Below are 14,270 nucleotides of genomic sequence, written 5' to 3'. Positions count from 1 at the left end.
TAGAAAGGCGCAAAGACCCGGCTGTTTGGCCCCCATACAAAAATCCATATACCGCCCTGCCCCCAATCCGCCTAAAATCGCGCACCGGGCCCAAGCAATTGGGACCCGGTTTTTTTATGGCCGGGTCCGTTCCAAGCGCCCATTGTTTTGAATTTGAAAACTTTGGATAGGAGCTTGGGCCATGGAAATTTTTGACTACGACAACATCCTCTTGCTGCCCCGCAAATGCCGGGTGGAGAGCCGTTCCGAATGCGATGCCAGCGTCGAGCTGGGCAGCCGCAAATTCCGCATCCCCGCCGTCCCCGCCAACATGAAGACCGTGGTGGACGAGTCCATCTGCGAGTGGCTGGCGCAAAACGGCTACTTCTACGTGATGCACCGCTTTGATCTGGACAACGTGCAGTTCACAAAGGCCATGCACGCCAAGGGCCTGTTTGCGTCCATCTCGCTGGGCGTCAAGAAGCCCGACTACGCCACCGTGGACCAGTTGGTGGCACTGGGCGTGACGCCTGAGTACATCACCATCGACATCGCCCACGGCCATGCCGACAGCGTGCGCGACATGATCATCTACCTGAAGAAGCACTTGCCCGGCAGCTTCGTGATTGCCGGCAATGTGGCCACACCCGAAGCCGTGATCGATTTGGAAAACTGGGGTGCCGATGCGACCAAGGTGGGCGTGGGCCCGGGCAAGGTCTGCATCACCAAGCTGAAGACCGGCTTTGGCACCGGCGGTTGGCAGCTCAGCGCGCTGAAATGGTGTGCCCGGGTGGCGACCAAACCCATCATTGCTGATGGCGGTATTCGCAGCCACGGTGACATTGCCAAGAGCATCCGCTTCGGCGCCAGCATGGTGATGATCGGCTCGCTGTTCGCAGGCCACGAAGAGTCGCCCGGCAAGACCGTGGAAGTGGACGGCGCCCTGTTCAAGGAGTACTACGGCTCAGCCAGTGACTTCAACAAGGGTGAGTACAAGCACGTCGAAGGCAAACGCATCCTCGAACCCATCAAGGGCAAGCTGGCCGAGACGCTGGTAGAGATGGAGCAGGACGTGCAAAGCTCCATCAGCTACGCGGGTGGCAAGAGGCTCATGGACATCCGCAAGGTGAACTACGTGACCCTAGGCGGAGACAATGCGGGCGAACACCTGCTGATGTAAGCCATGGGCCAAGGCTGTCAGGGATTCGACAGCCTTTGAATAGCCCCTGACACCCGCCTTGCAGCGGGTGGCGCTATTCTTGTGCCGAGGAGCACAAGAGTCACCATGAAAATAGCATTACTCGGGATCGGCCTCATGGGCCTCCCCATGGGTTGCCGCCTGTGTGAGGCAGGGCATTCGGTACACGTGTGGAACCGCACCCGGCACAAAGCCGAACCACTCATTCCCCTGGGCGCAACGGTGCACGCCACCCCGGCCCAAGCGGTCAAGGATGCCGAACTGGTGATCCTCATGCTCGACCACGGCGGTGTGGTGGGCCACGTGCTGTTTGAGTTGGGTGCTGCTAGCGCAATCCAACCTGGCACTCTGCTGGTGGACATGTCCTCCATCAAACCCATCGAAGCCAAGGACCATGCGGCGCGCCTGAGCGAGCTGGGCGTGGACTACCTGGATGCGCCGGTATCGGGTGGTACCGTGGGCGCAGAGCAAGGCACGCTGGCCATCATGGTGGGCGGCAAGGCCAGCAACTTTGACCGCGCCGTACCGGTGCTCAAGGTATTTGGCCGGCCCACCCATGTCGGCCCCATCGGCTCTGGCCAGCTGACCAAACTCGCTAACCAAATGATTGTGGGCGCCACCATTGGCGTAGTGGCCGAGGCCTTGCTCCTGTGCGAGCGCGGCGGAGCCGACATGGGCAAGGTCAAGGAAGCCATCACCGGCGGTTTTGCCGACAGCCGCATTCTGCAAGTGCACGGCCAACGCATGGTGGACCGTGACTTTGCGCCGCGTGCGCGCATGACCGTGCAGATCAAGGACCTGCGCAATGCTCTGGCCACCGCCAGCGAAGTCGGCTTTGATGCCCCCATCACCGCACTATTTGAAAAACTCTACGCCGAGGGCATCGACCACGGACTGGCCGACCTAGACCACGCGGGCCTGTTTGTGGAGCTTGCCAGCCGCAACGGCATGGCTTGACCCCCAAAACATTGGGACGAAAAAAAGGCCTCTTGCGAGGCCTTTTTGCTGGGTGATCGAAGGCAGATCAATCCGTATTGCGCGCCGGACGCTTTTTTGCATCACGGGGCACAAACACCTTGCCGCCGTTGCCAGGTTTGGCAAAGCCAGTGGGCTTGCCGAAGGCGGGCTTGCGGGCTGCAAAGTCGCCGCGCGTTGCACCGAAGTCACCACGGGGAGCGCCAAAGTCACCGCGATGGGCACCAAAATCGCCACGGGGGGCGTGGAAGTCACCACGCGGCTGGAAGTCACGTGGAGGACGTGCATCACCGCGGGGAGCGCCTTGGCCGGCAAAGCGGTCGTTGAAACCGCCCTTGCGTTCGTAGCTGAAGCCTTCTTTGGCTGCACCGCCGAAGTCACGGGAGTTTTCACCGAAACCACGGGGGCCACCAGCAGGTGGGCGTCCACCAAAGCCGCCGCCATTGCCGCGGTTGCCACCAAAGCCACCTTCGCGGGGGCCGTTGCTGAACTTGCGATCACGGTCGCCGCCGAAGCCGCCACCGTTGCCACGGCCACCAAAGCTGGGGCGCGACTCAGGCGCACGCTGTTGCGGCTCCAAGCCAGGAATCGCTTCTGCCTTGATCGGTTGGCGGCTGTAGGCTTCGATGTCGAAAATCTTGCGGCGGTCGCGCATTTCGGCAAACGTAATGGCCAATCCATCGCGACCGGCACGGCCGGTACGGCCAATGCGGTGGGTGTAGTCCTCCGCCTTCATGGGCAGGCCAAAGTTGAACACGTGGGTGATAGTGGGCACGTCAATGCCGCGGGCCGCCACATCGGTCGCCACCAGGAATTGCACCTGGCCTTGGCGCAGCGCCATCAGGCGGCGGTTACGCAGGCCTTGGCTCAGGGCACCGTGCAATGCTACAGCGTCAAAACCGTCTTGCTGCAGGTCGTTGGCCAAGCCGTCGCATTCGATTTGCGTGCTGGCAAAAATGATCGCCTGGTTGATGGAGGTGTCACGCAGCCAGTGGTCCAGCAGCTTGCGCTTGTGGGTGGCATTGTCGGCCCAGTGCAGCACTTGCTTGATATTGGCGTGCTTCTCTTGCGGGCTGTCGATGGTCACGCGCTGGGGTTCGCGCATCACACGGGCAGCGAGCTGCTGAATGCGGGGCGCGAAGGTTGCACTGAACATCATGGTTTGCTTGCGCGCGATGGTCAGCTGGTTGATTTCAGCCAGGTCATCGGAGAAGCCCAGGTCCAGCATGCGGTCGGCTTCGTCCACCACCAAAAACTGCACTTGGTCCAGCTTGATTTGCATGGAACGTTGCAGGTCCAGCAGACGGCCAGGTGTGGCCACCACGAGGTTGGCGTTTTGCAGCTTGGCGATTTGCAGTTGGTAAGGCATGCCACCCACGATATTGGCCACGCGCAGACCGCGGCAATGTTGCACCAGGTCGATCGCGTCGTGCGCCACTTGCTGGGCCAGTTCGCGGGTGGGGCAAACGATCAAAGCGCCGGGAGTCGGAGCCTTGAAGTTGCGGGCATTGGTGGGGTCCTTGCGCTTAGGGCGCTTGGGGGCGGGCTCACCCTTGGCCAGGGCCTCAGCAGTCAAGCGCTCGAATTCAGCGCGCTCGTCGGCTTCGGCTTGGGCCAATTGGGTCAGCAGGGTGTGCAGCACGGGCAGCAGGAAGGCGGCGGTCTTACCGGATCCGGTCTGGCTGGACACCATCAGGTCGATGTACTTGGCGGCCTGGTCTTTGGTTGCACCGGAGCCCATGGCCAAAGGAATGGCCTTGCTCTGCACCACGGTGGGCTGGGTGTAACCCAGGTCCTTACAAGCTTGCACCAGCTCAGGGGCCAGGCCCAATTCGACGAAGCCGTTGGGGGCTTCAATGGTTTCCACTGCGTCGGCAGCGTCCAGCTCGGCGGTTTCGCCGGTGGACTCCACGGTGTTAGCGGGCACGGAAATGTTTTCGGCAGGCGTGAATTCGCCTGTCACTTCAAAAGCGTCAGTCATATTTTTTCTCACACGCGAGCGCCGCAGGGTGTGCGGCTGCTCCGTCAATGGTTAAAAAACATCAACCATCAAACGGAACCTGCTCTGCCCCGCCATGGGGGTCTCAGTGCTGGGGGCGTATATCGCTTGAAAAAGCGAGCCCGGTGAATGAAGGGAGATGTACAAAAATCGCTGGCCGCCACATGGCGTTACCTGCGAAGCTCTCGATTATGACACGAATTCGGGTTTCTACCTAATCCAATTTTAAAAAGTGCGTCCGGTAGTGGGCCAGCTCGTCAATGGACTCGTGCACATCGGCCAGCGCCGTGTGTTTTTGCTGCTTCTTGAACGACTCGGCCACGCCCGGCTTCCAGCGCTTGGCCAACTCTTTGAGCGTGCTCACATCCAGGTTGCGGTAGTGGAAGAACGCTTCCAGCTTGGGCATGTACTTCACGAGGAAGCGGCGGTCCTGGCCGATGCTGTTGCCGCACATGGGCGAGCCGTTGGCGGGCACGTACTGGCTCAGGAAGGCAATCAGCGCGGCTTCGGCCTCGGCTTCGGTAGTGGTGGAGGCCTTGACCTTGTCGATGAGCCCGCTCTTGCCGTGGGTGCCCTTATTCCAGGCGTCCATGCCGTCCAACTGCGCATTAGTCTGGTGGATCACGTAGACCGGGCCTTCCACGCGGTTGCCGAGGTCCGGGTCGGTCACGATAACGGCAATCTCGATGATCCGATCCACCTCGGGCTCCAGGCCGGTCATCTCGCAGTCCAGCCAGACCAGGTTTTTGTCGGATTTTGCCAATACGGCGCTTGTGGGGGTGTTGGATTCAGCCATGCCGGCATTGTCGCCGATGGCCTAAACTCTGGCGCCATGACCGAAGCATCTCTTGCCGACTCTTCCTCCCTCCTGATGACAGCGGCGTTTGCTGTGGCCTTGCTGGCCAGCGTGCTGCTTAAATTCTGGCTGGCCACGCGCCAGGTGCGCCATGTGGCCCAGCACCGCGACGCCGTGCCCGCCGCCTTCCAGGCTCAGATCAGCCTGGAAGCCCACCACAAGGCTGCTGACTACACCGTGGCCCAAGGTCGCATTGGCCTGCTGGAACTGGCCTTTGGCACCGCGGTGACCCTGGGTTGGACGCTGCTGGGCGGTCTGTCGTGGCTGAACCAGACGCTGCTGCAATGGATCGCCCTTGGTGTGATGCAGCAGGTGGCGTTGCTGGCCGCGTTCATGGTGATCGGCTCGGTGTTGGACCTGCCCTTCACGCTCTACCGCACCTTTGTACTGGAGCAGCGCTTTGGCTTCAACAAGACCACGCCCAAGCTCTGGCTCCAGGACTTGCTCAAGTCCACGCTGGTGGGTGCCATCATCGGCCTGCCCATTGCCGCGCTGGTGGTCTGGATGATGGGCGCTACCGGCGCCTACTGGTGGGTCTGGACCTGGGGTGTATGGATGGGTTTCAACCTGCTCATGCTGCTGGTCTACCCCACCTGGATTGCGCCACTGTTCAACCAGTTCAAACCACTGGACGATGTGGCACTCAAAGACCGCGTATCCGCCCTCATGGCGCGCTGTGGCTTCACCTCCAAGGGCTTCTATGTGATGGACGGCAGCAAGCGCAGTGCGCATGCCAATGCCTACTTCACCGGCTTTGGTGCCTCCAAGCGCGTGGTGTTTTACGACACACTGCTCGCCCAACTCAGCCCGGCCGAAGTGGACGCGGTGCTGGCGCATGAACTGGGGCATTTCAAACACAAGCACATCGTCAAGCGCATGGTCTCGCTGTTTGGTCTCAGCTTGCTGGGCTTTGCGCTGTTGGGCTGGGTTAGCCAGCAGGTGTGGTTCTATACCGGCCTGGGTGTAGTACCCAACATGACGGGCGCCAACGACGCGTTGGCCCTGCTACTGTTCATGATGGTGCTGCCACTACTGGGCAGTTTTGTCGGCCCGGTGTTTGCGCAGCTGTCGCGCAAGCACGAGTTCGAGGCCGATGCCTATGCCGTGGCCCATACCAGTGGTGCCGACCTGTCTTCTGCGCTGCTCAAGCTCTACAAGGACAATGCCTCGACGCTCACGCCCGATCCGGTGTACGTGAAGTTCTATTACTCGCACCCGCCCGCGTCCGAGCGCCTGGGCCGCATGCTGGCCCCAGCCACGGGAATCTGACATGACCCAAGCCTTGGAAAATAAAGTGCCGCCGCCCCCCGTGCGCACTGCGTTGACAGCTACACAAATCATAGCAAGCCTGGCCAAAGTGGAAGGCTGGAAGCTGCATGGCGACGGCGCCGACGTCGCGATTGAGAAGACCTACCGCTTTGACAACTTCCTCAAGACCATGGCGTTTGTGAACGCCGTGGCCTTTATCGCTGAGCAGCAGGACCACCACCCCGAACTGCTGGTGACCTACAGCAGCTGCAGCGTGCGCTTCAACACGCATGATGTGCAAGGCGTATCGCGCTCCGATTTTGAATGCGCCGCGCTGGTTGACGCGCTGCAGGCGTCCTAGGTCCCCGCTTTGGCTGCGCCTCAACTGGAACCCGGAATCGTCGTGGCTGGCCACGGCCGCCACGTGTGGGTGGAAACGCCCGATGGCCGCCGCCTGATCTGCCACCCGCGCGGCAAAAAAAGCCAGACCGTGGTGGGCGACCAGGTGCTGTGGCAGGCCACAGAAGACGAAGGCACCATCGAGAAAGTGCTGCCGCGCCGCAACCTGTTTTACCGGCAGGACGAAATTCGCACCAAATCCTTTGCTGCCAACCTGGACCAAGTGCTGATCCTCATCGCCGCCGAGCCCGAGTTTTCCGAAAGCCAACTGAGCCGCGCACTGATCGCGGCCGAGGCCGAAAAGATCCGCCCCATCATTGCGCTGAACAAGAGTGATCTGACCGAGCCGTTCGGCCGTGCCTGGGAGCGCATGGGGGCGTACCGCGAAATGGGCTACCAGGTGGTGCCCCTCGCCCTCAAGCCCAAAGCCGATGGCATCAGCGCCACGGAGCTGGAAGCGCTGATGCCGCTGATGCAAGGCAAGACCACGCTGGTGCTGGGCCCGTCTGGCTCGGGCAAAAGCACGCTGATCAACCGGTTGATTCCCAACGCGCAAGTGCTGACCAACGAAATCTCCACCGCGCTGAACTCCGGCAAACACACCACGACCAGTACCAACCTGTACTGGGTCGATGCGGCCAGGACCACTGCCGTGATCGACTCACCCGGTTTTCAGGAATTTGGGCTCAACCACATCGACCCCATGCACCTGGCCAGCCTGATGCCGGATATCAAAGCGCATGCGCAGGAGTGCAAGTTCTACAACTGCAGCCACTTGCACGAGCCCGGCTGCGGCGTGATCTTGAAAGTCAAAGAGGGCCCTGCCCCCCACGGAATCGGCGCCAATCGCTACAAAATCTATAGCGACTTATTTGCCGAGTTGTCACAAACGCGGTACTGATCAGCCCAGTAAACGGGCCAGCGACAGCAGCGCCAGAAACACCATCCACATGACGACGGTGCGCCACACCAGGCCCACCACGGCCCGCAAATGGGCCGGTTCGGGCACTTGGCCGCTGGCGGCTGGATCGTCCTCCCCCAGGCGCACATTCACTGCGCCAGCCGTGGCGGCCAGCACCACACCGTCGTTGTCCAGGGGATGCACCGCTTCATGGCGGCGCCAGCTGTCCACGGCCTCTTCAAAGCTGCCGACAAATGCAAAGCTCAGTGCTGTCACACGTGAGGGCAGCCAGTCCACCATTGCCCAGGCACGGGCAGCTTGGCCACGCACCGCATCGCTCACCGGGGGCAGTTCGGGCCGCATGGGCCGTTTGGCAAATACCGAGATGTACTCGCTGACGCGGTAGAACACCGCGCCCGCAGGGCCCAAACCGAGGGCCGCCAGCAGCGAATACCAGGCAAACACACCGAACACATGGCGGTGTGCGCTCAGCACCGAATACTCGATCACATGGCGCACGATCTCGCTGCGCGGCAGCGCACTGGCGTCAATGCGCATCCAGCCCGCCAAGGCGGCGCGGGCAGCCGCTTCGTCCCCCGCATCCAGCGCATCGCGGATCTGCGTGAAATGGTGGCTGAACTGACGAAATCCCAGCGTGGCATACAGGATGGCCACGTTCCACACCACTGCAAACGCCCAGCCCAGCTGCCAGACCAGCAGCCAATGCACACCCAGTACCAGCAGCGAGGGGCCAGCCACTGCCAGCGACCACGCCAGCCAACCATGCTGGGGCTTGCCCGCGTCGAAATTGCGCATGACCCAACGCACCCAGTTGCGCACGCTGTTGTGCACCGGATTCACCTGGGGCAAGGGCTTGGCCTGTTCCAACAACAAGGCCAACAAAATGGAGATAAAACTCATGCGGCAATCATAGCGACCTGACCACCGCAGTACGCCGCGCCCGCACGGCTAGGCCTGCAAAAACTGGTAGAGATTGCGCAACATGCCGGCCGTGGCACCCCAGATGAAGCGCTGGTTTGCGCCATCCTGGTATGGCATGGACAACCACTCGCGGCGGGAACCCTCCCACTCCACCACGTGGTGACGATGGTGGGCGGGATTCATGAGGTATTGCAAAGGGACTTCAAACACATCCGCCACCTCGTCAGGGTTGGGCACCAACGCCATCTCAGGGTGCACCAAGGCCACCACAGGTGTCACCACATAGGCACTTCCCGTAGTGTAAGTGGGCATGCTGCCAATCACCTCCACGTGGCCGGGGTCCAAACCAATCTCTTCCTGCGCCTCGCGCAGCGCCGTCGCTACCGCATCCGCGTCGTCCGGGTCGGCCTTGCCGCCAGGAAACGCCACCTGCCCCGAATGACTGGACAAGTGCGCGGTGCGTTGGGTTAGCAGCACGGTGAGCTGATCGCGCAGCACCAGAGGAATCAACACGGAGGCATGGGCCGGCGCGCGGCTGGAAAATTTGGGCTCGGTGTGGAACTGGGGTGACCAAGCGGGAGAGTGGGCAAACCGCAGTCGCAGCGCGGCGCTCTGCAACGCCTGTGGGGCCACGGCGGGCAAATGGTGGTCCGTGCGCACGACGGGTACCAGACTGGGATCAAACAAGGGAGGAACGGCCACGGGAAATCATACCCATCAGAAACAACAGATCGATCCAGGCGGCCATGAAAAAAGCCACCGCAGCCTGAACTGGGGTGGCTTTTTTGCCAAAACAGTGCGTCGAATTACGCGGCTGTCTTTTTGGCTGGCAGTTTTTCCTTGATACGTGCCGACTTGCCGCTACGGTCACGCAGGTAGTACAGCTTGGCACGGCGCACATCACCGCGGCGCTTGACTTCGATGCTGGCGATCAGGGGGCTGTAGGTCTGGAACGTACGTTCCACGCCTTCGCCGCTGGAGATCTTGCGCACGATGAAGCCGCTGTTCAGGCCGCGATTGCGCTTGGCAATCACCACACCTTCGTAGGCCTGCACGCGCTTGCGTGTGCCTTCAACAACGTTCACGCTCACCACCACGGTGTCACCGGGGGCGAATTCTGGGATGGTCTTGCCCAGGCGAGCAATTTCTTCTTGCTCAAGAGTTTGGATCAGGTTCATGATTTCCTTCGTGATCTTGCAAGCGCCGGCACCGGAATTGGTGCCAACCAACGTCTTCCCTAGAAGCGTGGCCTGGCCGAGCAGAGGATCGGTTAGCCTTCCATTATAGCAGTCTAGGCTTTACCGGCCAAATACTGCTCGTCTCGCTTGTCCAGCAAGCCTTGTTGGCGCGCGGCTTCCAGCAGATCGGGGCGGTGCTGAGCGGTCAGCGCCAGGCGCTGCTCGCGCCGCCAGCGCTCGATCTGCTCGTGATGGCCCGACATCAGAACCGCTGGCACGGGCAACTCTGACCAGGCTTCCGGGCGCGTGTAGTGCGGGCAGTCCAACAACCCATCCAGCGCAGGGTTGAAACTGTCCTGGTGGTGGCTGTCCGCGTCGCTCAGCACACCGGGTTGCAGACGTGCGATGGCATCCAGCATGGCCATCGCCGCCAGCTCACCACCGGACAGCACGAAGTCACCGAGGCTGATCTGCCCGTCGACATAGCGATCGATAAACCGCTGGTCAATGCCCTCGTAGCGGCCACATACCAGAATGGCACCTTCGCTGGCCGACCAGCGCTCTACAGCCGCGTGGTTAAGCGTTTGTCCAATCGGGGAAAACAGCAGCACAGGCGCGTTGTCATTGCGGCTGGCACGTATGGCCAGCACCGCTTTCTCCAGTGGCTCTGCCATCATCACCATGCCCGGACCTCCGCCAAAGGGGCGGTCATCGACGCGGCGGTAATTGCCACTGGCAAAGTCACGGGGATTGGTCAGCTCCACCTGCACCTGACCGGTCTCATAAGCGCGGCGCGTGATGCCTATCTTGAGAAACGGTTCAAACAGCTCAGGAAACAGTGTGATGACGTCAAAGCGCATGCGCTTGTCGCTCAGTAGTCGGCAAGCCAGTCCACGCGGATGCGCTTGGCTGCTAGGTCCACGTCGTCCACGTAGGCAGAAACGAACGGAATCATGCGCTCCTGAGGTTTGCCGTCCTGCGCATACGCGATGACCAGCACGGTCTGTGGACCGGTGGAGAGCAATTCGCGCACAACGCCCAAGTCCTCGTCCTGGCGGTTCACCACCGTCAGGCCGATCAGATCGACCCAGTAGTATTCGTCTTGGGCGGCTGTAGGAAAGCTGGCGCGCGAGATAAAAATGCGCGCACCGCGCAGCGCCTCGGCGGCATTGCGGTCATCGACATTGCGGGCGCAGGCCACCACGGTGTCGGAGTGTTCTTTCACTTCCTTCACCGCCATCTGTACCGTACCCGTGAAGGTTTTCACACCCTTCTCGGTCGGCAACAAAAACCAGCGCTTGGAAGAAAAAAGCGCCTCGGGATCGGCGCTGTAGGGCAGGACCTTGAACCAGCCCTTGATCCCCCACGCATCTGCGATGCGCCCCACTTCAATGGCGTCCGCTGGCAGTTCAGCAGCTTCGAGGCCAGCAAGCATGGTTCGGGGAAAATGGTGTCGGTCAGGCGGCTTGCGCCGCTCGACCGACAGAACCCATCAGGCTGCTTTTTTGGCAGCTTGGTTGATCAGGCGTTCCACAGTGGGAGACGCTTGGGCGCCAACGCCCTTCCAGTAGGTCAGGCGATCCTGGGCAATACGGATGCTTTCTTCGTTGGCAGTAGCGATAGGGTTGTAAAAACCGATACGCTCAATGAAGCGGCCGTCACGACGGGTACGCTTGTCAGCAACAACAATATTGAAAAACGGGCGAGCTTTTGCACCGCCACGGGCGAGTCGAATGACGACCATGATTTATCCTTTGGGTGACTGAAAAAGATTCAGCCATTAAATTCAAAGTTGAGACACGCAACTGGCCACCCGGCCAGTGACACTCTGAATAGCTCTCCATTATAACGTTTTCCATCTTCATGACAAAAATTCGCCCCAGCACCGATAACGACGTCGGCGCCATGACCGCCATTTACGCCCACCACGTACTCCACGGCACCGGCACTTTTGAGATCACCCCCCCCACCGAGGCCGATATGGCCTCCCGCCGTGCGGACGTGTTGTCCAAAGGACTGCCCTACCTGGTGCTGGAGGATGGTACCGGTGTCATCGGCTTTGCCTACTGCAACTGGTTCAAACCCCGCCCGGCTTACCGCTTTTCTGCAGAAGACTCGATCTATTTGGCGCCCGCAGCCGCGGGACGAGGATTGGGACGCCTGCTGTTGCAGGAGTTGATGGCCCAGGCCGAACGTGCTGGCGTACGTAAACTGATTGCGGTCATCGGTGACTCGGCCAACCAGGGCTCCATCGGCGTACACCGCAGCTGCGGTTTCACGCAAGTCGGGGTTTTGTCTGCCTGTGGATGGAAGTTTGAGCGCTGGCTGGATGTGGTGCTGATGGAACGCTTCATCGGCGCAGGCAACAGCACTGCTGCTGTGGACATCGCCGCATGAAAAACAAGACACTGGCCGTATGGCTGACTTTTATGCTGGGCGCCCTGGGTCTGCACCGTTGGTACCTGTTGGGGCGCTACGACACACTGGCCCGCCTGTTGCCAATTCCGACCTTGCTGGGAGCCTACGGCGTATGGCGTGCGCACAGCCTGGGCGTGGACGACCTATGGAGTTGGCTGTTGATACCGATGCTCGGCTTTACCCTGGCAGGATGCGCACTGAACGCCATCGTCTATGGACTGATGGCACCCGAGAAGTGGAACCAGCGCTTCAACGCACAAGCACCGGCAGACGCAGCGGCCGGTGCCACGCATTGGACCACCATTGTGGGCGTTGGCACTGCGCTGGCCGTGGGCACTACGGTGCTGATGGCCAGTATTGCCTTCAGCTTCCAGCGTTACTTTGAGTACCAGGTTGAGGGGGCTGCATCGCTGTCGCAGCCGGCTCCGATTAAAAAATCTGCAGACTGACCCAGTAGGCGATGGCGGCAACAAATGCCGCGGCAGGAATCGTCAAGACCCAAGCCCACACAATGTTGCCAGCTACGCCCCAACGCACGGCGCTGGCACGTTGGGTGGAGCCCACGCCCACGATGGCGCCCGTGATGGTATGCGTCGTGGAAACAGGAACACCCAGCGCAGTGGCAAGAAATAGCGTCAACGCTCCGCCGGTCTCGGCGCAAAAGCCACCCACGGGCTTGAGCTTGGTGATCTTCTGACCCATGGTTTTCACAATGCGCCAGCCACCAAACATGGTGCCTGCTCCGATGGCGGTATAGCACGCAATGATCACCCATGAAGGTGGCGATTTATCCTCAGCGGCCACGTAGCCGGTGGCAATCAGCATCATCCAGATGATGCCGATGGTTTTCTGCGCATCATTGCCGCCGTGGCCCAGGCTGTAGGCACCGGCAGACAGCAATTGCAAGCGGCGGAACCACTTGTCAATGCGGGACGGCCGGGTGCGGCGGAATACCCATGCAACCAAGACCATCATCATCGATCCCAGCACAAAACCCAGCAAGGGCGAGATGAAGATGAAGGCGACAGTTTTCAGAATTCCCTCAGAGACCAGGGCACTCGCGCCTGACTTGGCGATGACCGCGCCCACGATGCCCCCAATCAGCGCATGCGATGACGAACTCGGGATACCGTAAATCCAGGTAATGACGTTCCAGGAAATGGCGCCCACCAAGGCGCCGAAGACCACGTGCACGTCCACGACACCGGGCTGCACGATCCCCTTGCCAACGGTTGCCGCCACGCTCAGGTGAAAGATAAAGATGGCAATCAGGTTGAAGAATGCCGCGAACAACACCGCTTGACCGGGCTTCAGAACACCGGTGGACACGACGGTTGCAATCGAGTTCGCCGCATCATGAAATCCATTCATGAAGTCGAACATGATGGCCAATGCCACCAGCAACATCACCACCCACAGGGCTGCCTGTACGTTTTGCATAACTAGGTACCGCAGTCCGGATCAGGAGTTTTCGAGAATGATGCCTTCGATCACGTTGGCCACATCCTCGCACTTGTCGGTGATGGTTTCCAGCAGTTCGTAAATGGCCTTGAGCTTGATCAGTTCGCGTACATCCGCCTCTTCGCGGAACAGCTTGCTCATGGCGGTGCGCATCACGCGGTCAGCGTCAGACTCCAAGCGATCGATCTCTTCGCAGGTCTTCAGCGCAGCTTCGGCCGTGTGGTGGTCAGCAATGTGGTCCAGCAGCTTGACGGCATCGCGCAGGCGCTCGCAGCACTTCACGCTCAGATCGGTCAAGCGCACGATTTCTTCGGTCATGTGGCGCACGTCGTACAGCGCCATGGTTTCGGCCGAGTCTTGAATCAAATCAGCCACGTCGTCCATGGTGTTGATCAAGGAGTGGATCTGCTCACGGTCGATGGGCGTGATGAAGGTGATGTGAATGGCCTTGTTGACATCGTGCGTGACGCGGTCGGCGGCGCGCTCGGCGTCGTCTACTTCCTGGTTGTACTTGGCACGCAAATCCAGGTCGTTGTAGTTGGCCACCAGCTTGGAGAAGGCCTGTGCGGCCTCCACGATGCGGTCCGCGTGCTGGTTGAACATTTCAAAAAAATTGCCTTCGCGTGGCAACAACTTTCCAAACAGCATCGCTGGCTCCTAACGAGTAAATATGTCGGTCTTGTGACCAAATCTGGGTTGCGCGGAGTTTAACCGCC

Annotated in this window: 17 protein-coding genes; 7 read left to right on the top strand and 10 right to left on the bottom strand. The window is 60.6% G+C overall.

Annotation, left to right across the window (positions count from 1 at the left end; all coding sequences use genetic code 11):
- The first annotated feature begins 181 nt into the window (after window positions 1-181).
- Together AC07OE_RS02510 and AC07OE_RS02505 are read left to right on the top strand one after the other, a co-directional pair.
- A complete protein-coding gene (locus AC07OE_RS02510) occupies window positions 182-1,159 on the top strand; it encodes a GMP reductase (protein ID WP_495068979.1) in 978 nt (325 codons plus the stop codon).
- Window positions 1,160-1,264: 105 nt separating this feature from the next.
- Entirely contained in the window at window positions 1,265-2,134 is an 870-nt protein-coding gene (locus AC07OE_RS02505; RefSeq protein ID WP_495068978.1) for an NAD(P)-dependent oxidoreductase, read from the top strand.
- 67 nt (window positions 2,135-2,201) lie between these two features.
- On the opposite strand, the gene AC07OE_RS02500 is transcribed toward AC07OE_RS02505, so the two are convergent.
- Complete coding sequence (locus AC07OE_RS02500) at window positions 2,202-4,133, bottom strand: DEAD/DEAH box helicase (protein ID WP_495068977.1); 1,932 nt, start codon at window positions 4,131-4,133, stop codon at window positions 2,202-2,204.
- Window positions 4,134-4,365: 232 nt separating this feature from the next.
- On the bottom strand, window positions 4,366-4,947 hold the full coding sequence (orn, locus tag AC07OE_RS02495) for an oligoribonuclease (protein WP_495068976.1): 582 nt from the start codon (window positions 4,945-4,947) through the stop codon (window positions 4,366-4,368).
- A gap of 36 nt (window positions 4,948-4,983) precedes the next feature.
- Between orn and AC07OE_RS02490 the strand changes: the two genes are divergently transcribed.
- Genes AC07OE_RS02490 through rsgA form a run of 3 tightly spaced genes read left to right on the top strand, consistent with a single transcriptional unit; the run spans window position 4,984 to window position 7,555 of the window.
- Window positions 4,984-6,276: a M48 family metallopeptidase gene (locus AC07OE_RS02490; RefSeq protein ID WP_495068975.1), complete on the top strand. Its 1,293-nt coding sequence runs from the start codon at window positions 4,984-4,986 to the stop codon at window positions 6,274-6,276.
- 1 nt (window position 6,277) lies between these two features.
- Window positions 6,278-6,616, top strand: a complete 339-nt coding sequence (locus AC07OE_RS02485) for a 4a-hydroxytetrahydrobiopterin dehydratase (RefSeq protein WP_495068974.1) — start codon at window positions 6,278-6,280, stop codon at window positions 6,614-6,616.
- Window positions 6,617-6,625: 9 nt separating this feature from the next.
- On the top strand, window positions 6,626-7,555 hold the full coding sequence (gene rsgA, locus AC07OE_RS02480; protein ID WP_495068973.1) for a ribosome small subunit-dependent GTPase A: 930 nt from the start codon (window positions 6,626-6,628) through the stop codon (window positions 7,553-7,555).
- On the opposite strand, the gene AC07OE_RS02475 is transcribed toward rsgA, so the two are convergent.
- The 6 genes from AC07OE_RS02475 to rpsP form a co-directional block, all read right to left on the bottom strand.
- Window positions 7,556-8,476, bottom strand: coding sequence for a cobalamin biosynthesis protein (locus tag AC07OE_RS02475; protein WP_495068972.1), 921 nt, complete (start codon window positions 8,474-8,476; stop codon window positions 7,556-7,558). It lies immediately after the preceding gene.
- Window positions 8,477-8,524: 48 nt separating this feature from the next.
- Window positions 8,525-9,199 (bottom strand): CoA pyrophosphatase, encoded by a 675-nt coding sequence (locus AC07OE_RS02470; protein WP_495068971.1) that lies wholly within the window; start codon window positions 9,197-9,199, stop codon window positions 8,525-8,527.
- Between the two features lie 104 nt (window positions 9,200-9,303).
- Window positions 9,304-9,675, bottom strand: a complete 372-nt coding sequence (gene rplS / locus AC07OE_RS02465; RefSeq protein ID WP_105260385.1) for a 50S ribosomal protein L19 — start codon at window positions 9,673-9,675, stop codon at window positions 9,304-9,306.
- A gap of 113 nt (window positions 9,676-9,788) precedes the next feature.
- Complete coding sequence (gene trmD / locus AC07OE_RS02460) at window positions 9,789-10,535, bottom strand: tRNA (guanosine(37)-N1)-methyltransferase TrmD (protein WP_495068970.1); 747 nt, start codon at window positions 10,533-10,535, stop codon at window positions 9,789-9,791.
- Between the two features lie 11 nt (window positions 10,536-10,546).
- On the bottom strand, window positions 10,547-11,110 hold the full coding sequence (gene rimM, locus AC07OE_RS02455) for a ribosome maturation factor RimM (protein WP_495068969.1): 564 nt from the start codon (window positions 11,108-11,110) through the stop codon (window positions 10,547-10,549).
- A gap of 57 nt (window positions 11,111-11,167) precedes the next feature.
- Window positions 11,168-11,419, bottom strand: a complete 252-nt coding sequence (rpsP, locus tag AC07OE_RS02450; RefSeq protein WP_310341612.1) for a 30S ribosomal protein S16 — start codon at window positions 11,417-11,419, stop codon at window positions 11,168-11,170.
- A 119-nt stretch (window positions 11,420-11,538) separates the two neighbouring features.
- Between rpsP and AC07OE_RS02445 the strand changes: the two genes are divergently transcribed.
- Together AC07OE_RS02445 and AC07OE_RS02440 are read left to right on the top strand one after the other, a co-directional pair.
- Window positions 11,539-12,072, top strand: coding sequence for a GNAT family N-acetyltransferase (locus AC07OE_RS02445; protein WP_495068968.1), 534 nt, complete (start codon window positions 11,539-11,541; stop codon window positions 12,070-12,072).
- Complete coding sequence (locus AC07OE_RS02440; RefSeq protein ID WP_495068967.1) at window positions 12,069-12,542, top strand: hypothetical protein; 474 nt, start codon at window positions 12,069-12,071, stop codon at window positions 12,540-12,542. Before AC07OE_RS02445 ends, AC07OE_RS02440 begins: the two co-directional genes overlap by 4 nt.
- Here AC07OE_RS02440 and AC07OE_RS02435 read toward each other — a convergent pair.
- Both AC07OE_RS02435 and AC07OE_RS02430 read right to left on the bottom strand, forming a co-directional pair.
- The gene (locus AC07OE_RS02435; protein ID WP_495068966.1) at window positions 12,523-13,533 is read right to left on the bottom strand and encodes an inorganic phosphate transporter; all 1,011 of its coding nucleotides are present in this window, start codon (window positions 13,531-13,533) and stop codon (window positions 12,523-12,525) included. The genes AC07OE_RS02440 and AC07OE_RS02435 overlap by 20 nt on opposite strands.
- A 21-nt stretch (window positions 13,534-13,554) precedes the next feature.
- A complete protein-coding gene (locus AC07OE_RS02430; RefSeq protein WP_495068965.1) occupies window positions 13,555-14,202 on the bottom strand; it encodes a DUF47 domain-containing protein in 648 nt (215 codons plus the stop codon).
- Window positions 14,203-14,270: the final 68 nt, after the last annotated feature.

The organism is Rhodoferax sp. GW821-FHT09E07 (assembly GCF_059416145.1).
The sequence above is the reverse complement of the archived record's forward strand: the minus strand, read 5'-3'. Positions and strand labels throughout refer to the sequence as shown.